18 protein-coding genes and 1 tRNA gene are annotated in these 18,286 nt (G+C 42.3%); 4 read left to right on the plus strand and 15 right to left on the minus strand.

The annotated features are described in order from the left end of the window. Positions 1–40: 40 nt before the first annotated feature. The 7 genes from dnaK to AC27EF_RS06330 form a co-directional block, all read right to left on the minus strand. Positions 41–1,771, minus strand: coding sequence for a molecular chaperone DnaK (gene dnaK / locus AC27EF_RS06300; protein ID WP_487109659.1), 1,731 nt, complete (start codon positions 1,769–1,771; stop codon positions 41–43). Positions 1,772–1,780: 9 nt separating this feature from the next. Beyond that, complete coding sequence (locus AC27EF_RS06305; protein ID WP_487109660.1) at positions 1,781–2,518, minus strand: J domain-containing protein; 738 nt, start codon at positions 2,516–2,518, stop codon at positions 1,781–1,783. Beyond that, positions 2,502–3,356: a DUF5685 family protein gene (locus AC27EF_RS06310; RefSeq protein ID WP_487109661.1), complete on the minus strand. Its 855-nt coding sequence runs from the start codon at positions 3,354–3,356 to the stop codon at positions 2,502–2,504. The genes AC27EF_RS06305 and AC27EF_RS06310 overlap by 17 nt, the downstream gene beginning before the upstream one ends. A 1-nt stretch (position 3,357) precedes the next feature. Next, entirely contained in the window at positions 3,358–3,780 is a 423-nt protein-coding gene (locus tag AC27EF_RS06315) for a zinc ribbon domain-containing protein (protein ID WP_487109662.1), read from the minus strand. A 164-nt stretch (positions 3,781–3,944) separates the two neighbouring features. Beyond that, positions 3,945–4,568 carry a DUF6070 family protein gene (locus AC27EF_RS06320; RefSeq protein WP_487109663.1) on the minus strand — a complete coding sequence of 208 codons (624 nt, stop codon included), beginning with the start codon at positions 4,566–4,568 and terminating at the stop codon, positions 3,945–3,947. Positions 4,569–4,611: 43 nt separating this feature from the next. Continuing rightward, the gene (locus AC27EF_RS06325) at positions 4,612–6,576 is read right to left on the minus strand and encodes a penicillin-binding transpeptidase domain-containing protein (protein WP_487109664.1); all 1,965 of its coding nucleotides are present in this window, start codon (positions 6,574–6,576) and stop codon (positions 4,612–4,614) included. A 14-nt stretch (positions 6,577–6,590) separates the two neighbouring features. Next, positions 6,591–7,064 (minus strand): C-GCAxxG-C-C family protein, encoded by a 474-nt coding sequence (locus AC27EF_RS06330; protein WP_487109666.1) that lies wholly within the window; start codon positions 7,062–7,064, stop codon positions 6,591–6,593. Positions 7,065–7,309: 245 nt separating this feature from the next. Between AC27EF_RS06330 and AC27EF_RS06335 the strand changes: the two genes are divergently transcribed. Then, positions 7,310–7,993 (plus strand): TetR/AcrR family transcriptional regulator, encoded by a 684-nt coding sequence (locus tag AC27EF_RS06335; RefSeq protein WP_487109667.1) that lies wholly within the window; start codon positions 7,310–7,312, stop codon positions 7,991–7,993. A gap of 39 nt (positions 7,994–8,032) precedes the next feature. Here AC27EF_RS06335 and AC27EF_RS06340 read toward each other — a convergent pair whose 3' ends face one another. Then, positions 8,033–8,848 (minus strand): carbon-nitrogen hydrolase family protein, encoded by an 816-nt coding sequence (locus AC27EF_RS06340; protein ID WP_487109668.1) that lies wholly within the window; start codon positions 8,846–8,848, stop codon positions 8,033–8,035. A gap of 165 nt (positions 8,849–9,013) precedes the next feature. Between AC27EF_RS06340 and AC27EF_RS06345 the strand changes: the two genes are divergently transcribed. Then, a tRNA-Lys gene (locus tag AC27EF_RS06345) sits at positions 9,014–9,086 on the plus strand. Between the two features lie 83 nt (positions 9,087–9,169). After that, positions 9,170–10,351 carry an AI-2E family transporter gene (locus AC27EF_RS06350; RefSeq protein ID WP_487109670.1) on the plus strand — a complete coding sequence of 394 codons (1,182 nt, stop codon included), beginning with the start codon at positions 9,170–9,172 and terminating at the stop codon, positions 10,349–10,351. A 20-nt stretch (positions 10,352–10,371) separates the two neighbouring features. On the opposite strand, the gene AC27EF_RS06355 is transcribed toward AC27EF_RS06350, so the two are convergent. The 3 genes from AC27EF_RS06355 to trmB all read right to left on the minus strand — a co-directional run bounded on the left by AC27EF_RS06355 (position 10,372) and on the right by trmB (position 13,450). Beyond that, positions 10,372–12,150: an ABC-F family ATP-binding cassette domain-containing protein gene (locus AC27EF_RS06355; protein WP_487109795.1), complete on the minus strand. Its 1,779-nt coding sequence runs from the start codon at positions 12,148–12,150 to the stop codon at positions 10,372–10,374. A gap of 158 nt (positions 12,151–12,308) precedes the next feature. Then, on the minus strand, positions 12,309–12,626 hold the full coding sequence (gene trxA, locus AC27EF_RS06360; protein WP_487109672.1) for a thioredoxin: 318 nt from the start codon (positions 12,624–12,626) through the stop codon (positions 12,309–12,311). A 161-nt stretch (positions 12,627–12,787) separates the two neighbouring features. Next, positions 12,788–13,450 (minus strand): tRNA (guanosine(46)-N7)-methyltransferase TrmB, encoded by a 663-nt coding sequence (gene trmB, locus AC27EF_RS06365; RefSeq protein WP_487109673.1) that lies wholly within the window; start codon positions 13,448–13,450, stop codon positions 12,788–12,790. Positions 13,451–13,551: 101 nt separating this feature from the next. Between trmB and AC27EF_RS06370 the strand changes: the two genes are divergently transcribed. Further along, the gene (locus AC27EF_RS06370; protein ID WP_487109675.1) at positions 13,552–13,995 is read left to right on the plus strand and encodes a CYTH domain-containing protein; all 444 of its coding nucleotides are present in this window, start codon (positions 13,552–13,554) and stop codon (positions 13,993–13,995) included. A 57-nt stretch (positions 13,996–14,052) separates the two neighbouring features. Here the strand turns inward: AC27EF_RS06370 and atpC are convergent, their stop codons facing one another. The 4 genes from atpC to atpA are packed head-to-tail and all read right to left on the minus strand — an operon-like array spanning position 14,053 to position 18,271. Then, complete coding sequence (gene atpC / locus AC27EF_RS06375; protein ID WP_487109676.1) at positions 14,053–14,457, minus strand: ATP synthase F1 subunit epsilon; 405 nt, start codon at positions 14,455–14,457, stop codon at positions 14,053–14,055. An 8-nt stretch (positions 14,458–14,465) separates the two neighbouring features. Next, on the minus strand, positions 14,466–15,869 hold the full coding sequence (gene atpD, locus AC27EF_RS06380; RefSeq protein ID WP_487109678.1) for a F0F1 ATP synthase subunit beta: 1,404 nt from the start codon (positions 15,867–15,869) through the stop codon (positions 14,466–14,468). Between the two features lie 18 nt (positions 15,870–15,887). After that, positions 15,888–16,751: an ATP synthase F1 subunit gamma gene (gene atpG, locus AC27EF_RS06385; RefSeq protein ID WP_487109679.1), complete on the minus strand. Its 864-nt coding sequence runs from the start codon at positions 16,749–16,751 to the stop codon at positions 15,888–15,890. A gap of 11 nt (positions 16,752–16,762) precedes the next feature. Beyond that, positions 16,763–18,271, minus strand: a complete 1,509-nt coding sequence (gene atpA / locus AC27EF_RS06390; protein ID WP_487109680.1) for a F0F1 ATP synthase subunit alpha — start codon at positions 18,269–18,271, stop codon at positions 16,763–16,765. Positions 18,272–18,286 lie beyond the last annotated feature (15 nt).

Here is an 18,286-nt window from a genome sequence, read left to right on the forward strand (position 1 = left end):
TTCCCATTCTTTTTTCTGATTATGCTGTTTCAAATAAGGTTTACACAATTTTACTTTGCAGGAAATCAGAGGCTTCTTTTATTTTTCTGCCGTCTTCTTCCGTAATATTCTGAGGCTTTACTTTCATGGCTCTTCTCAAATCACGAATCGCAGATTTTATATCTGATTTTTGTTCTCTGCTCAATTCCTTTTTCTTTTGAGACAGATACTGCTCTCCCTGATACAGCAAAGCTTCTGCTTGATGATATTGTTCCATAGCGTCTTTCTTTTCCTGATCCTGAGATTCATATGCCTTTGCATCCTCCACGGCTCTCTCGATCTCCTGATCTGATAAATTGGAACTGGCAGTGATCGTAATGGACTGTTCTTTCCCTGTTCCCAAATCTTTTGCAGATACATTTAAAATTCCGTTGACATCAATATCAAAGGTTACCTCAATTTGCGGAACTCCGCGCATTGCACGCTTAATTCCCTTCAAACGAAAGGTTCCCAAGACCTGATTATCTCTTGCCATCGCCCGTTCTCCCTGAAGAACCTTGATCTCCACGGTTGTCTGGAAATTGGCAGCTGTCGTAAAGATTTGGCTATATCTGGTTGGAATTGTAGAATTGCGCTCGATGAGCCTGGTAGCCATTCCCCCTGCGGTCTCAATGGACAAAGACAACGGCGTAACATCCATCAGCAGGATCTCATTGAGTCCGGCATCTCCTGCAATTTTTCCTCCCTGAATTGCCGCTCCAAGCGCCACACATTCATCCGGATTCATCGTTTTGCTTGGTTCTTTCCCGGTCATTTGACGGACTTTCTCACTGACCGCAGGCATTCTGGTAGATCCTCCTACCAGTAAAACCATATGCAGCTGGGAAGCGCTGATTCCGGCATCCGACAAAGCCTGACTCACCGGTCCCTGGGTCTGCTCAATTAAATCACTGGTCAGTTCCTGGAATTTCGCTCTTGTCAGGGTCATCTCCAGATGTTTTGGTCCGTCTTTTCCAACGGTAAGAAACGGTAAATTTATCTGTACCGTCATAGCAGAAGATAATTCTTTTTTGGCTTTTTCTGCCTCTTCGGTAATTCTCTGCACCGCCGTCTCATCCCTGGACAAATCAATCCCTTCTGCCGCCTGAAACTCACGCAAAATATACTGAACAACTCTGGCGTCAAAATCATCACCGCCAAGGTGGTTATTTCCCGATGTTGCAAGAACTTCCACCACTCCATCTCCAATCTCAATGACGGAAACGTCAAATGTTCCGCCGCCAAGATCGTAGACCATAATTTTTTGAGATACAGACTTATCCAGTCCGTAAGCAAGTGCCGCTGCCGTAGGCTCGTTGATAATTCGTTCCACCGTAAGTCCCGCAATTTTCCCGGCATCTTTTGTGGCTTGTCTCTGCGCGTCACTAAAATAGGCAGGAACTGTAATAACGGCTCTTGTGACGGCTTCCCCGAGATAATCCTCCGCATCCTTTTTTAATTTTTGGAGGATCATTGCCGATATTTCCTGCGGACTATATTTTTTACTGTCAATCTTCACCTTTTTGCTGGTTCCCATCTGCCGTTTCACAGAAGCCACCGTGCGGCTTACATTGGTCACTGCCTGACGCTTTGCCGGATCTCCTACCATTCGCTCTCCGTTTTTTGAAAACGCAACAATCGACGGAGTTGTTCTTCCGCCTTCTGAATTTGGGATCACAACCGGCTGACCGCCTTCCATCACCGCTGCACAAGAGTTTGTCGTTCCCAAATCAATCCCTATAATTTTACTCATCCCATCCTCCTAACACCAATATCTTCCGCCGCAGCAGCAATTGCACAACAAATTCAGCATACAAAGCTTCATGCAGCAATCACCGCCGGAAGCATATGGATTCTGATACGTACTTTGGCGCTGCTGATACCATGAACCATTTCCTTCCAATTGACTCAGCAAAGCCTGATACTCATAATTTCCCGGTTCCATAGCCACCGCCTGTCTGGCATGTTCCATCGCTGTAACATTATTGCCCAGTCCCTGATTGGCTGCCGCACTGTAATAGTACCATCGGGCTGTGCGCTTTCCCGCCTCCATTCCATCCAGAACATTTCTGGCTTCCTGATAATACCCATTTCGCACGTAGTTGCCTGCTGCACGCAGATGAGTGTCTTTTTCATAACCTGCGCTCGTTTGCTGCTGTCCTCCTCCGCCATAGTAACCGCCGAAATTCCCAAAAATATCTTCAAAAGGATTCCATTCTCCATAGGGATTGCCTCCCTGACCTCCGTAAGAACCACCTTGTCCGCCATAAGGATTTCCCTGATTTCCGCCATAGGAATTTCCCTGACTGTATCCCGACGTTTTTTCCTTCATTACCTGCTGATATGCCTGCTGAATCTGTTTGAATTTTTCCTCTGCCGCCTTGGGGTTGTCCAAATTCGCATCCGGATGATATTTCCTGCTTAAACGCTTATATGCTTTTTTTATATCTTCTTCGGAGGCATCTCTCGATACTCCGAGAATCTCATATGGATCTGCCATCTTCTTTTCCCTTTTCCTTTTCTCTTTTCTCCCGCACCTGTTCATAACGGTACCATATACCAGAATACAGAATATTCCGTAAAATTTCAATATTTTCAATCAGCGGAAGCTGTTCAAAGGCTTTGGAACATTCCGCCATCATCATCGTTAAAATCCGCCGACAGGACTCTTCAAAGTCAGGCTTTTGATATAACTGCTTTAATGGATTATAATTTCGATGCTGCAAATCTTCCTCAATATCTTCGTATGCATCCATCAGATAAATGAACTTCCCAAGATAAAAACCAAATCTGCTCAGCAATTCTTCCCATTCATCTCTCCGATACAGCATAATTTCCGCCATGATTTTTCCAAATAATCCGGACATATGGTCCAAATCTCTGCGGTCCTTTTTCTCCTCCTGCGTCAATGTTTGGAGCAAACGGTCAATTTTATTCCATTTTTCCCGGTAAAAATTCCTGGAAAACTTTGTTTTACGCTCTAAAATCTGTTTTAAGACCCATTGCTTTTTCTTGGCGTCATCCATCCAATCATCTTTGCATTTATAATATGTAAGCAGCACATTCATATGTGCTGCATAGTCCGTAATCTCATTTGTTTTTGTCAAATGTTTGTGCAAAGGATGGATGGCACATCGAGTCATCGCATCCTTGGTTTCCGGTTCATACAAACTGGAAAGAACCATCAATACAAAGGTCATATCATAGGACAGGGTCATCTGCCCTGCCGCTTTGTAATGTTCTTTTAATTTTCTGCAAAGCCCGCAGTAATACCCCTGATAAACATCAAATTCTTTAAATTTCATCTCCGGCTTATTGATAATAATATACCCAAACATCCTAACTCCTTTTTATAAAGGTGGCATAACACTTCGGACAACGCACTTCAATTTTTCCTTTTCCTCTTGGAATCCGAATTTTCTGTCCGCATCCCGGGCAGGTATATATGTGATAATCTTTTAACTGGCTGGCTCTATATTTTCGATTTTGCCAAAAATTTCGCACTCCCGCAGTTTTATTTAAAAACCATCGGTTTTCTTCAGATCTTTTATAAATATTTCTGGAGAACATGCGAATATAACAAGAAACTAAACAAACCAGTGCAATCCAATAAAAAATTCTCCCAACCGAAACAATCCCCACTGCAACTCTTCCGGTAAATAAGGATAATACAAATCCTACGATCACAATCTTCCATAAAAAGCGATTGAAATCATCATTTCCGTACCTTCCCTGCATAAATTGATAAATTTTTTCTCTCATCGTTCTTTTCATCTCCTTTGAAAGAAAGTATAATCAATCTCCCATCGAAGATCAATGAAGAGACTGTGAATAATTTATAAACAAAAATTTAGATTTTGTCGGAAATCGTTTCCTTCCATCCAAAACTTCCGGATGCATGCCGCTTTCTGCCCAAGGCTTTGATCTCATTGAGAGGTTCGCTCCCCACGAAGGTAAAATTTCATTGTTCCATCGGTCTGCAGCTCCGCCTGATCTGAGAGATAAAATTCAAAGCAAAAACTCTTTTTTTCCAACCATACCTTTTTTATCTTATATTTTACCATCTCACTTACAGAAAACCTTCCTTGATCTGTTGGAATCACCGTTGTCAAAATTCCATGTCCCCCGTTTTTTGTTTTACTCAAAGTCATAAGACTAAAGCCTCCGGAAGGATTTAATTTTATCATTTGAAGCTCTCCCGTCTTCCTATGTTCCCATAGATTGTAAAAATTTTGTGCTCTGCCGGTACTTTTTTGAGCAAGAACTCCATCTACATCTGCCACTGCATAGTTTTGCTGCTCCAAAGCACTGATTAGCCGCCCCTGCTCCTTTTTCAAAGGCGTTTCCTCTCTATTGGGAAATATTTTCTGATAAATCTCTCCAATATGATCTGTTTGTGTCCCTGCATGCTCCTTTTCCTCCGATGAGATCTCCAGAGGCTTCCATTGATCTTGTGTTTCTTTTTTTGCAGCTTTGGAGGATGTTTCCCTCCTCTGCTGTTTCTCGCATCCCGTACCAAAGAAAAAGATAAGACATAAGCTCAAAATCATGCAGTATTTCTTTTTTCCAGAAACCCTATCCAACTGCAAAATTCTATGGCTGCTGCAAGTAGGGTGTAAGAATCTTTTTCGTTTTAGAAACCACATAACCGCTTCCTCCCCGATGTTTTACATCTTCCACAACCGATACCAGCTCCAGAGCTTCTGTGCGGCTTGTTTTCTCCGTCATGGTCACAAACCATCCAAGTTCTGTTCCCTTCGTATCATCTTTCGATTTTTTAATTTCGGCAGTTCCCGTTTTTCCTATGATTGAAACGCCGGGGATTCTTCCCCGATGCCCGGTTCCGTTGGAATCTTCGATCACCTGCTTCATCGCATAGCGAATTGATTTGACAGCATCTTTGGAAAATACCTGTTTCTTCCATATTTGCTTTTCCTCTGTCTTTTCCTTTATTAAACGAAGCTTCAACATGTTTCCATCGTTAGAAAAAGCAGAATACATTGCCGCCATATGAACAGGATTAACCATCATCTGCCCCTGTCCGTAACCACTGTCTGCCAGTTGAATTTCAGAAGTAAAACCATCCGCGCCATAGGAAGATACACTCAGCCCAAAAGGAAACAGCATCTCCTTTTTGAACCCCAGATTTTCCAATTGCGCTTTCAGAGAAGCCTCTCCGATTTTTAAAGCTGCCTTGGCAAAATAAATATTATCAGAATAAATCATTGCATTGGTTAAATTGTGGTCTTTATAATTGTGCAGCGTTGTCACATAATATCCTCCCCAGCTTTTATCCTTCTGCCACCGGGTTGTACTGTTTCCAAAATCCTCTTTTGCTGTGAACTTCCCGGTTGTTAACCCGATCGCCCCAATCACCGGTTTCAGCGAAGATCCCGGACACCATGTTCCTTTCCAGCGATTTTGCATCGGTTTCGCAGGATCTTTCTGAATCTTATTCCACTGATCTGTTTTGATTCCCCATACAAATGCCTGATTGTCATAGGACGGCGTACTTACCAGAGCACGTATTTCTCCCGATTTTGAATTGACTGCCACATGGGCACTCCGGTCGTTTTTATATTGTTCATAAATGGCAATCTGTAATTTACTGTCAATTGTCGTTTTAAGATCCGTTCCATCCTTTTGAGCTTTCACTGCCAGAGACTGTTTCTTTTGTCCCTTTTCATCCACGATGCAGATTTCCAATCCGTCGGTTCCTCTTAACTGTGCATCATAGAGCTTTTCCAGTCCGGTTTTTCCCTCTCCGTCTTGTATATATCCTGTCAGATGTGCTGCGGCTTCCCCCAGAGGATAAATTCGATCTGTCTCTGTGGACACCATAATCCCGTCAACTTTTAAGAGTTCCTTGGAATACTCTTCCATTTTTACCAGGGGAACAAATGACGTCTCCGTCACCCACTTTTGACCCAGTTTCTTTTGTATCTCTTCCTTTGACAGTCCCAAAAGCTTTGAAACCTGTGCCACTGTTTGTTCCTTCATTTTACCGGGAACCAGTCCAACAGAATATACTTTTCCCTCTCCTGCAAGAAGGTTCCCCTTTCGGTCTATGATTTCCCCTCTTTTGGCATACAGCGTCTTGACTCTTACTTTATCTTCTGCCCCAAGCTGTGGAAAAATCATTGAATCATCCCATTTCACCCGATATCTCCGGCCTTCTTTTACAAAGCTTGTCTTATTTCCATATTTAATTTTTCCTGCTTTCGTACGCATTTCCACCCGGTACGCCACTGTAGTATCTCTTTTTTTCGATGTAATTGTAATCTTTAGATTTTTCATCGAAATTCCTTCATAGATTTTCTGATTCCGGTTGACAAATTCTTCTTCCGATACTCCTTGTTTGCTCTCTTCATCCAGCATCTGATACATCTTATCATATTCGCCCTCTTCTGCATAAGACATATATTTCAACAGTGTATCCCCCGGATTCATCGCAATATTATTCTTATAGAATAACACCCCGCCTGCTCCGGCTAAAATAAGAACTGTGGCAAGCAATATTTTCTTTCCGATCTTCTTTCCTCTGAGCAAAGTTCTCACCTCTCTGATTTCCTCTAAATTTTATGCATGGTTTCTAAATATTCTTCCAAAATACATGCTGCCGTCTCCACCATCTGTCTGCATGGACGTTTTTTATAATAATTCTTCGTCCTTTTTTCGGGAACAGGCGTATCTTTGCCTTGTTCTAATCCCAAAAGCTCCCGGCACACAATGGATCCACAGCATTCTTTGAATTCTCCCGCCAGCTTCTGAATCCTTGCATAGTGTTCCTTTTTCTTCTCATAATCAGTCGGAGAATCATATCCAAAGATATATCCTGCTGCCAGAAACATTCCGCTGACAGCGCCGCAAACCTCCCGAAGCCTTCCCATGCCTCCGCCAAAGGACGAACTTAGTCTGGCAGCAGCCTTCCAATCCAGTTCATAGAAGTCTGAAAACGCCAGAAATACCGATTGTGCACAATTATATCCTTCCAAAAACAGTTCTCCTGCCTTTTTCCCATACGTACTTTCTTCAAATCTTTTCATCTTCTGATACCTCCGCTTTTTATTGTACCAAGAATCCCTCAAAAATGCACCTACTCAGAGCGAATACTTTCAATCCGCAGGAAAGTGTTCGTTTTAGGTATCTAAACTGCATAACAGCAGACTTATTCCGTAATTGTATCCAAAAATATCCAATCCTTCCATTGAATTTTTTCATATTGCAATGTATAATTTAGCTTAATCCAGACAAATACTTTTCAAATGGCAGATATAAAAGGAGAACCATAATGTCGCATTCGTATTTATCCGGTGAACAGACCAAACAACGAATTCTTGATGTCAGCACTGATTTATTTTATGAAAATGGTTTTGTCACCACCACATATGATCAAATCTGTGAACATGCTCATGTCAATCGAGCGCTGATTTCCTATCATTTTAAAAACAAGAAAACTCTTGGAATGACCGTCTACAATAATGTTTGGGCCAAAGTATCCCGCGCTTGCTGGAAAATCGCCGGAGGACCGGCTCTTGAAATGCAGCTTTGTATTTTTATCTTTGCTTACTATCGTATTCTGCTCAACCCACACTACTCACGTTTTTTATCTGAAATGAACCACGAACAACCATTTAATCCTTTGATGATTGAAAATGAAAAAGTTTTTTATAAACCCATCATCCACAAATACCGTCATCTCACTGATCTTGAGCTGAAAATTCTTGCTCAAATGGATTTCGGCATTGAAAAAGAAATTGTCCAGATGGCTTTGAAAACTCCTTTGATCGATTTAATTGACCAAATGGCTTCTATGGAGCTGCGTATGATTTTAAGCTATGCAGATTACCCTGCCGATGAGATCCAGAACATGATTCAATACGCCATTCAGTATCTGAGCAACTATTCCATTCGACTCATCCGCCCTTTCCGCATTTCTATTGAAACCAAAGATCTGTATGAGCCGGTCATCTGATATTGAAAACAAAAAGCATTTTTCTCATACCCAAAATAATCACTGCGTATCAGGCGCGTTGACTCTTGGATACAGATCTTTTCTTAAATTTTCAAAAACAGGATTTGCCCGACGCACCTCTCGAACCTTTTCCGGATAAATCCGGGCAATTAGTAGCTCTTCCCCTTCACCACCCTCATAAAGTTTTTTCCCGTCCGGTCCGAATCCGACACTCCGACCCATATAATGTCCGGCACTGTAATGACAGCATCCCAGAACGTAAAGTTCATTTTCTATGGCACGAGCTCTTAAAAGAGTCTTCCACTGCAGATACTTTCCTTCTCCGCGTACCCAGGCGGACGGATAGCATATCACCTGTGCTCCCTGAAGAGCCGCGTCTCTTGCTACTTCCGGAAATCGAAGATCATAGCATGTTCCGATGCCCAAACGTCCCGCAGGTGTCTCAATCGGCGTCATAAATCCATCTCCCGGCACAGTATCCTGTGATTCTTTCCATGAGAAAGCATCAAACAAATGAGTCTTTTGGTACGTTCCCAAAATCTTTCCCTGACTTGACAAACATACGATGGTATTGTAGCTTTTTTTATCTGAAAAAGCTTTCTGATTCATCCCAAAAAGAATCCATAGTTTATATTTTCGCGCCAATTCCTGCATTTTCATGACAAAACATCCGGATAACTTCTGCGCTTTTTTTACATAATTTTGTTCCGGATAATAATTCATAAAATACTCCGGAAAAACGATCATAAAAGCTCCTTGTTCCGATGCTTTTTTTAGATATTCCTCTGCTTTCTTTAAATTCTCCTCCGGCTGCTTTGTCGAAGTTGTCTGTGCCAATGCCACTTTAAACACCATAAAATCTTCCTTTCATTCCTACTATATGCCGCTTCAATCACCATATTATACCATGTCAGATGTTTTCCAACAAAAAAAATTAAAAAAATTGAATTTTATGCTTGCATTCTGTCTGTCGATCATATATAATGAATCTTGCGTTAAGGAAGCAACAACTTCAAATATGCGTGATTAGCTCAGTTGGTAGAGCACCTGACTCTTAATCAGGGTGTCGAGGGTTCGAACCCCTCATCGCGTACTAAAGCACTGTTTTTGGTTACATAGAGCCGGGGATGGTGTTTTTTTGTTTTATGATGATTATGTTTAGAAAAGGAGCCGTTCATGTCGGGAAATCATAAATTTGAATCAAATAAAAAATATTTTAACATTTCTATTTACGCAATTGTTGTCATTTTAATCGGGTGTGTATTATTTCGTTTTATCACCCAATGGGCAACGACCAGCAAATTTATTTTGCAATTATGGAGTATTCTTTTTCCGTTCTTTCTTGGATTTCTCATCGCCTATATCATGAATCCGGTTGTCTCCTTTTTTCAGCGGCACCTCACCGGACGTCTCTTTCAAAATGCACCGTCCAAATTGCAGCGCGGAGTTTCCATCCTCATCAGCTATCTTGTTTTGGTCGGTTTTCTTATCATTTGTCTGCAGTTTATTATTCCGCAGCTATATGAAAGCCTTCAGGAACTTTCTCAAATGATTCCGGAAATCTATCAGTCTGTCTCCGGTATCTTTTATGATTATCGGGAGAGCACCTCCGATTTTCTTCCGCGGCAGATTGCAGAAATCATCGAAACAAAAACGCTCCCCAACTTATTGGAAGCAAGCAATGATATTATTGCCAACCTTGTGCCAATGCTCTATGAAGCTTCTGTGTCCATTGCCAGGTGGCTGTTTAATCTGTTCATTGCCTTCGTCGTCTCGATCTATATGACCATTGATAAGGCTCTGCTGAAGAGAAGCGGAAAAAGAATCATTCTGGCTCTGTTCAACGAAGAAGCTTCTTACCGCACTCTTCGGATCTTAAAAGATTGTCATGAAATTTTTTCCGGATTTATTATCGGAAAATCCATTGACTCTCTGATTATTGGCATTTTATGTTTTATTTTAATGACAATCTTAAAACTTCCCTACGCTGTTTTAATCAGTGTGATTGTGGGTGTTACCAATATGATCCCTTATTTCGGACCTTTTATCGGCGCCGTTCCCGGAGCCTTCATTTTATTCATTGTCAGTCCGACGAAATGTCTGATTTTTATTATTATGGTCTTTTTACTGCAGCAGTTTGACGGTTTGATTCTGGGACCTAAAATCCTCGGAGATTCCACCGGAGTCCGCCCTCTGCTGATCCTGTTTTCCATCACTGTGGGCGGCGCCTATTTTGGTCCTTTGGGAATGTTTCTTGGCGTTCCGTTTTTTGCCACAGTTCAATTTCTGATTCAAAATTGGATTGACTACCGTCTCTACAAGAAAAATATTAAAATTGAAGAAAATGAAGAATCCTGATCTCCGTCAGGATTCTTTTTCTATGACTGATTTTGAATTTTTTCTGCCAGATCATTTAGGTAAACCCATCGTTCCATTTTCTCTTCTAACTTTTTTTCCTGCCTTTCTTTTTCCTCTGCCAGCTGCACCAGTTTTGACGAATTGGTGGCGTTATCCAAAATTTCCTGATCCAGTCTCTCAGTTTCCGTCTCCAGTCCGGCAATCTCCTCATCAATACTTTCATATTCTTTCTGTTCAAGAAACGTGAATTTTAATTTCTTTTGGTGTTCTTTTTGAAATTTCTTTCCTTTATTTTCCGGTTTTAATTTCTGTTTTTCCTTCTTCTTCACCTTTTGAAGATAATCGGAATATCCGCCTTCATACTGAACCAGCTTTCCGCCTTCTTCAAAAGCAAAAATACGCTGAACAATCCGGTCCAGAAAATACCGATCATGGGATACCGTAATGACGATTCCCTGAAAGGTATCCAGATAATCTTCCAGAATCGTCAAGGTTTCTATGTCTAAATCATTGGTAGGCTCGTCTAAAATCAGTACATTGGGTGCCTCCATGAGAACTCTCAGCAAATACAGACGCCGTTTCTCTCCGCCGGATAATTTGCCAAGGGGAACATATTGAAGCTTGGGCGGAAACAAGAACCGCTCCAGCATCTGGGACGCACTCGCCGTTCCGTTGGGCGTTTCAATATACTCCGCAGCATTTTTAATATAATCAATGACTCTCAAATCCTCCGGCATCTCATGATTTTCCTGCGCAAAATAACCGATCTTTACCGTCTCGCCCCGAATGACCTCTCCCTGATCCGGTTTTAAATCTCCTGTGATCATTTTCATTAACGTCGATTTTCCACAGCCGTTTGGTCCGATAAATCCCAGTCGGTCCTCTCTTAACATAATATAAGAAAAATGTGAAATGTAATTCCGGTTTTCAAAGCTCTTCGATACATCCTTTAACTCAATGGTCTTTTTCCCCAGACGGCTGCTGACGGAATCCATCTCAACCTTCTGCTGCTTTTGAGGACCTTTGGTATTCTTCAATTGTTCATACCGTTCTGCTCTGGCCTTTTGTCTGGTTCCTCTGGCTTTGATGCCCTGCTTCATCCATTCCATTTCCACCCGCAAAAGACTTTTTCGTTTCCGCTGCGCAGCCTGTTCCATTTCTTCTCGCTGAAGCTTGCGTTCTACAAAGCCGGAATAATTGGTGTGATACTCATAGAGTTTTCCGCCGTCAATTTCCACAATTTTATTGGTAACCCGATCTAAAAAATATCGATCATGAGTCACCATAATCAAGACTCCCTGAAATGCATTTAAAAATTCTTCCAGCCACAAAACCATATCGTTGTCTAAATGATTGGTGGGCTCATCCAAAATTAAAACTTCCGCAGGATCAACCAGAGTTCTGGCAAGCGCGATTCTCTTTTTTTGTCCGCCGGATAAATGCTGAGTTGACCGGTGAAAATCAAGAATTCCCAGTTTTGTAAGGATCATCTTCGCCTGAGTTTCTGCATTCCAATCCTGATGCCGCCCTCCCTTTATCACATAGGATAAAATTGTTTCCGTCCCTGAAAACTCCGGATTTTGAGGCAGATAAGATACGGAAATTCCATTCCCGCAAATCACCTTTCCCTGATCCGTACTTGTCCTTCCCGCAATGACCTTCAGCAAGGTGGTTTTCCCGGTTCCATTGACCCCAATGACCCCGATTTTATCTCCCTGATGAATTCCCAAAGAAATATCATCAAATAAAATCTTTTCTCCATAGACTTTACTGACATGCTCTATATTTAAAATATTCATCATATCCTCCCATCCATAATATAGGAAAGTCAGAACTTTCCCGGTATTATAAAAAATGCGCAAATCCGGTCTGAATCTGCGCTTTTTTCTGTACCCAAAACGAACACTTTCAAACCCGCAGGAAAAGTGTTCGCTTTGGATATCCGTTGTGATAAATTTTATTGTGCCTGATCAATCAGCTTCTGAAGCTGGTCTTTTGCCACTGCTCCAATCAGCTTGCCTTTTACTTCTCCATCTTTAAATACCAAAAAGGTCGGCACAGACATCACACTATACTGTGCGGCAATTTCACTTTCCTGGTCAATATCCAGTTTCCCGACCTTGACGCTTCCTTCATAGTCCTGTGCAAGCTCTTCCACCACCGGTCCCATCATCTGGCATGGTCCGCACCAGGTTGCAAACATATCCACCAGCACCGGAACATCGCTTTTTAACACTTCTTTCTCAAAATTGTCCTTGGTAAATTTATATTCCATGATTCTTTCTCCTATTCTCGGCTGCAAAGACATTTTTTTGCTTCTTCCAGAGAAGCGAAAAATCTGCAAATCCATCGGTAAATGCACGGATGTACATATAAAAATAAATGGATCTTTCTTTGACATTTTCCTAGTTTCATGATTATATTACCACTTTTTCTTTATTTTATGCAATCCTTTTCTAATTGATTCCGATAAGCACACAGTCTGCAGATTGGATTTCCTTTCGCAGAAAACTTCTCTTCATACTCTGTCATCACATTTCCTTGCATATACTCGCTGTGATGAAGATCATAGGTAAAATTCTCCAGAATCCATCCTGCCTCCTGAATCTGTTCCAGAGAAAAATCAAACAGGGGCCGATTATCTGTTTTAAACATCACGCGCCCATCCTCACGAAGAATTTGATTGTAACGCTCCAAAAATCTCGTGGATGTTAAGCGTCGTTTTGCATGACGATCCTTCGGCCATGGGTCTGAAAAATTCAGATAGATACCTGCAACCTCTTCCCGACCAAATACATCCTCAAGATTTTCTGCATCCATACGAATCAAACGTAAATTTTGCTGTTCAAAATCCCCCAGCTTTTCTACCGCTCTCACCAGAACACTGGAATACTTTTCGATTCCAATGTAATTAAACTGTGGATTTCTCTTCGCCATCTCAACAATAAACTTCCCTTTTCCCATGCCGACTTCGATATAAATCGGATGATGATTTCCGAATTGTTCCGCCCATCTTCCTTTCCACTCTTGTGCATTTTGTACAGAAAGAGGACTTGCAATAATTGTCTCTCTTGCTCCGGGTACATTTCTTAACCGCATTTTATCTGAAAATCTCCTTTATTTCTGTTTTTTATATGATCTTTGTTGATTATATCATACACCATGGGTATAATAAAGAAAAAGAAACGGAGGAAACTGTTATGGAAATTGAGCGGAAATTTATTGTACACAATCTGCCTGAAAATCTTGAGACTTATCCACATTCCGAGATTGAACAGGGCTATTTATGCATGGATCCTGTCATCCGAATCCGCCGCATGAACCGACAATACTTTCTTACTTTCAAAACCAGAGGACTGCTGTCCAGAACCGAATCTGAATTTCCTCTGGACAAAAAAGCATACGATCATCTGCTGCCCAAAATTGACGGAATTCTTATTCAGAAAACCCGCTACAAAATTCCAACAGACCATGGTTATATTATTGAGCTGGATGTCTTTCATGGCGAACACGAGGGACTGACGATGGCGGAAGTCGAATTCCCCAGCGAGGAAGCTGCCCTGGAATATGAAGGTCCGTCCTGGTTCGATGATGAAGTCACATTCGACTCCAGATATCAAAATAATAATTTGGCAAACCGCTAAACCGCGAAAAACCGTACTCTCCATATGAAAAAGAGTACGGCTTTTCTGTTTTTAATATTATTTTACGAGCTTTTCCCTGATTAACGCCCGCCTCAGCGCTAACTCCGCTCTTTCCTGGTCCATCTGAGATTCTTTTGTTGCCAAACGTCGTTTTGCGCGCTCCTTCGCCCGCTTCACCCGCTCGATATCAATATCTCCGGGCCACTCTGCCACTTCTGCCAAGATCGTCATAGTTTCTTTTGTAATTTCCAGAAATCCTTTCATCAAGGCCGCTTCTTTTTTGGTTCCCCCCGGTTCCGTAATTGTCAAAATACCCGGCGCCAAAATCATTGTCATCGGAAGATGCTCCGGATAAACTCCGATTTCACCTTCTGTTGTGGCAAGTTCCACCATCACAACATCGCCTTCATAAAAAAGCCGTTCCGGTGTAATGACTTCTAATCTCATTGTCTTTTCTGCCATGCAACCACCTACCTGCTTTTTGCCCGGGCGCGCTCTACAACCTCATCAATGCTTCCTGCATTCAGGAACATTCCTTCCGGAATATCATCATGTTTTCCTTCCAGAATCTCCTTGAATCCCTGGATGGTATCATTAAGAGCTACATACTGTCCCGGTTTTCCTGTAAACTGCTCCGCCACAAAGAACGGCTGAGATAAGAATCTCTGCACCTTTCTTGCACGATCTACAACCAGTTTCTCTTCTTCCGATAACTCATCCATACCAAGAATCGCAATAATATCCTGTAATTCTTTGTATTTCTGTAAAATCTCCTGTACACCTCTGGCTACCTTATAATGTTCTTCTCCCACAATCTTTGGATCAAGAATTCTTGAAGTTGATTCCAGCGGATCCACTGCCGGATAAATTCCCATTTCCGTGATGGCACGAGACAAAACTGTAGTAGCATCCAGATGGGCAAAGGTTGTTGCAGGAGCCGGATCTGTTAAATCGTCTGCCGGTACATAAACCGCCTGAACCGATGTGATCGATCCGTTTTTCGTTGACGTAATTCTCTCCTGAAGCGCTCCCATCTCCGTCTGCAGCGTCGGTTGATAACCTACCGCACTTGGCACACGGCCAAGAAGCGCAGAAACTTCGGAACCGGCCTGAGTAAAACGGAAAATATTATCAATAAATAACAAGACGTCCTTTCCGCCCCGGTCACGAAAATCTTCCGCGATGGTCAGTCCTGTCAGTCCCACTCTCATACGCGCTCCCGGCGGCTCATTCATCTGTCCGAAAACCATAGCGGTTTTGTCAATAACTCCCGATTCGCTCATCTCTGTATATAAATCATTCCCTTCACGGGTGCGCTCTCCAACTCCGGTAAATACAGAATATCCTCCATGTTCCGTTGCGATATTCCGGATCAGCTCCTGAATTAAAACCGTTTTTCCAACTCCCGCACCGCCGAATAAACCAATCTTTCCACCCTTTTGATATGGGCAAAGTAAGTCAACAACTTTGATTCCGGTTTCCAAAACCTCTGTCTGGGTTGCCTGCTCAGAAAATCCCGGCGCTTTTCTGTGAATTGGTAATCTGTTTGCGCCTGCCGGCGCCGGTTTATTATCAATCGGATCTCCAAGAACATTAAAAATACGCCCCAGAGTCTCCTCTCCGACCGGAACTGAGATCGGTCCGCCGGTGGCAACCGCATCCATTCCCCGGACCAATCCATCCGTCGGTCCCATTGCGATACACCTTACGGTATCATCACCCAAATGCTGTGCAACCTCAACGACAAGTTTCTCCCCGTCTTTTGTTTGAATATCAATTGCGTCATTAATTTCCGGCAAACTGCTGTCCTCAAATTTAATATCCAAAACCGCACCGATCACCTGAGTGATTTTTCCTGTACGATCATCTGCCATTTTATTTCCTCCTGCTCTTTATTTCAGTGCCTCTGCACCCGAAATAATTTCTGTTAATTCCTGTGTAATCGCTCCCTGTCTTGCCCGGTTATATGCAAGATCCAATGTTGAAATCATCTCCTCGGCATTGCTGGTTGCAGAATCCATCGCCTGCATTCTTGCACCATTTTCACTGGCAACCGATGTGACAAGAGCGCCATAAATCATACTGCAAATATATTTCGGAATCAGCATCGACAACGCTTCTTCCGGCTCCGGCTCAAAATTCATCAGCACTTTATCTTCACGAGAAATTTCGGAGTCATCTTCTCTCCCCGGCTCCATCGGAAGCAATTTTACCATCTTTGGCTCATGGATCACAGTATTTTTAAAATCGGTATATACAAGATAGATTTCTCCGATTTCACCATCTTCAAAGGCTTTCAACACCTTTTCTCCAAGGCGTCTGGCATCTTCATATACCGGCTCTTCGATCATCTCTGAATCATCCGATACAATCTGATAACCTCTGTGACTTAAAACATCCATTGCTTTATGACCTACGCCATAGATCCGGAGATCTTCCTTATCCAATTGGCTGTCTCGGATCATTTTTACAATGTTGTTATTATAGCCTCCTGCCAGTCCCCGGTTCGATGATATGGTAATCACACCTTTTTTGGCTGATCCGTTATGCTTTAAATACGGATGATTCACATCTCCTGCCTTTGCCAGAATCGAAGAAACCGTCTCATACATTTTATGAAAATAAATCTTTGATTCATCGGCTCTTTGCTTTGCTCTCTGTAATTTTACAGTAGAAACCAATTTCATCGCTTTGGTAATCTGACCTGTACTCTCAATACTGTCTTTTCGTCGTTTAATATCAATTATTGATGCCATGATGATTCACCTTACTTTCTAAAGGAACTTTTACACTCATCAATTGCCTGAATCAGTCTTTGCTCCGTTTTCTCATCCATGACTTTTTTCTCTGAAATATTCTTAAAAATTTCCGGATATTTGGTATCAATCAACTCAAACAATTTTTCCTGAAAATCAAGAATCTGATCCACTTTCAGATCCAATAAATATTTTTTCACTGCCGCGTAAATAATCACAACCTGTTTCTCCACCGGAAGAGGCTGATACTGTGGCTGTTTTAGAATTTCTCTGATCCTCTCTCCCTGATCCAAACGTTCTTTTGTATCCGCATCCAATTCAGAACCGAACTGCGCAAATGCTGCCAGTTCCCGATACTGAGCCAAATCTGTTCGAATCGGTCCCGCAATCGACTTCATTGCTTTGATCTGTGCTGATCCCCCAACGCGTGATACAGAAAGTCCTGCATTAATTGCCGGACGGAATCCGGCATTAAACATCTCTGTCTCCAGATAAATCTGACCGTCTGTAATTGAAATTACATTGGTTGGAATATATGCGGACACATCTCCTGCCTGAGTTTCAATAATCGGGAGAGCTGTCAGAGATCCTCCTCCCAATTCATCTGATAGACGTGCCGCACGTTCCAAAAGTCTTGAATGGAGATAGAAAACGTCTCCCGGATAAGCCTCTCGTCCCGGCGGTCTTCGAAGCAGCAGGGAAAGTGTCCGGTATGCGGTCGCATGTTTACTTAAATCATCATAAACAACCAATACATCTTCTCCCCGTTCCATCCACTCTTCGCCAATGGCACAACCTGCATATGGCGCAATATATTGAAGCGGAGCAAGTTCACTGGCTGTGGCTGCCACAACAGTCGTATATTCCATCGCGCCAAACTCATTTAATGTTTTCACAATATTTGCTACCGTAGAAGCCTTTTGACCAATAGCAACATAAATACAGTGAACCCCTTGTCCTTTTTGATTTATAATCGTATCAATGGCAATGGCTGTTTTTCCAGTCTGACGATCTCCGATGATCAGCTCACGCTGTCCTCTTCCAATCGGTACCATCGCATCAATTGCCTTAATTCCTGTCTGAATCGGAGTATCCACAGATTTTCTTGAAATAACTCCGGATGCAACCCTCTCAATTGGACGATATTGATCCGTTTCGATTGGTCCTTTATCGTCAATCGGCTGCCCTAAAGAGTTTACAACACGTCCGGTCATGGCGTCTCCCACCGGAACCTCCACAACACGTCCGGTTGTTTTAACAATATCTCCTTCGTTAATGTTCCGGTGATTTCCCAGCAATACCGCACCGACATTATCTTCTTCAAGGTTCAATACCATTCCGAATACATCTCCCGGAAATTCCAGCAGTTCTCCCTGCATTGCTTTCTCCAGACCATGAATTCTGGCAATTCCGTCTGCGACCTGTATCACGGTTCCAATATCAGAGGTTTCAAGCTTTGTTGAATATTGTTTGATCTGTTCTTTGATCACAGAACTGATCTCTTCTGGTCTTAAATTCATGGGGCTTATCTCCCT

It is taken from the genome of Anaerostipes stercorihominis (genome assembly GCF_057535655.1).

What these genes read in the sequence shown, in the direction of transcription:
- AC27EF_RS06350 (WP_487109670.1), top strand. Translation starts at nt 9,170, where the DNA reads ATGTCGGGAAATCATAAATTTGAATCAAATAAAAAATATTTTAACATT.
- AC27EF_RS06315 (WP_487109662.1), bottom strand. Translation starts at nt 3,780, where the DNA reads ATGAGAGAAAAAATTTATCAATTTATGCAGGGAAGGTACGGAAATGAT.
- atpC (WP_487109676.1), bottom strand. Translation starts at nt 14,457, where the DNA reads ATGGCAGAAAAGACAATGAGATTAGAAGTCATTACACCGGAACGGCTT.
- trxA (WP_487109672.1), bottom strand. Translation starts at nt 12,626, where the DNA reads ATGGAATATAAATTTACCAAGGACAATTTTGAGAAAGAAGTGTTAAAA.
- AC27EF_RS06330 (WP_487109666.1), bottom strand. Translation starts at nt 7,064, where the DNA reads ATGAAAAGATTTGAAGAAAGTACGTATGGGAAAAAGGCAGGAGAACTG.
- AC27EF_RS06370 (WP_487109675.1), top strand. Translation starts at nt 13,552, where the DNA reads ATGGAAATTGAGCGGAAATTTATTGTACACAATCTGCCTGAAAATCTT.
- AC27EF_RS06320 (WP_487109663.1), bottom strand. Translation starts at nt 4,568, where the DNA reads ATGATTTTGAGCTTATGTCTTATCTTTTTCTTTGGTACGGGATGCGAG.
- AC27EF_RS06310 (WP_487109661.1), bottom strand. Translation starts at nt 3,356, where the DNA reads ATGTTTGGGTATATTATTATCAATAAGCCGGAGATGAAATTTAAAGAA.
- atpA (WP_487109680.1), bottom strand. Translation starts at nt 18,271, where the DNA reads ATGAATTTAAGACCAGAAGAGATCAGTTCTGTGATCAAAGAACAGATC.
- trmB (WP_487109673.1), bottom strand. Translation starts at nt 13,450, where the DNA reads ATGCGGTTAAGAAATGTACCCGGAGCAAGAGAGACAATTATTGCAAGT.
- dnaK (WP_487109659.1), bottom strand. Translation starts at nt 1,771, where the DNA reads ATGAGTAAAATTATAGGGATTGATTTGGGAACGACAAACTCTTGTGCA.
- atpD (WP_487109678.1), bottom strand. Translation starts at nt 15,869, where the DNA reads ATGGCAGATGATCGTACAGGAAAAATCACTCAGGTGATCGGTGCGGTT.
- AC27EF_RS06340 (WP_487109668.1), bottom strand. Translation starts at nt 8,848, where the DNA reads ATGGTGTTTAAAGTGGCATTGGCACAGACAACTTCGACAAAGCAGCCG.
- AC27EF_RS06355 (WP_487109795.1), bottom strand. Translation starts at nt 12,150, where the DNA reads ATGAATATTTTAAATATAGAGCATGTCAGTAAAGTCTATGGAGAAAAG.
- atpG (WP_487109679.1), bottom strand. Translation starts at nt 16,751, where the DNA reads ATGGCATCAATAATTGATATTAAACGACGAAAAGACAGTATTGAGAGT.
- AC27EF_RS06305 (WP_487109660.1), bottom strand. Translation starts at nt 2,518, where the DNA reads ATGGCAGATCCATATGAGATTCTCGGAGTATCGAGAGATGCCTCCGAA.
- AC27EF_RS06335 (WP_487109667.1), top strand. Translation starts at nt 7,310, where the DNA reads ATGTCGCATTCGTATTTATCCGGTGAACAGACCAAACAACGAATTCTT.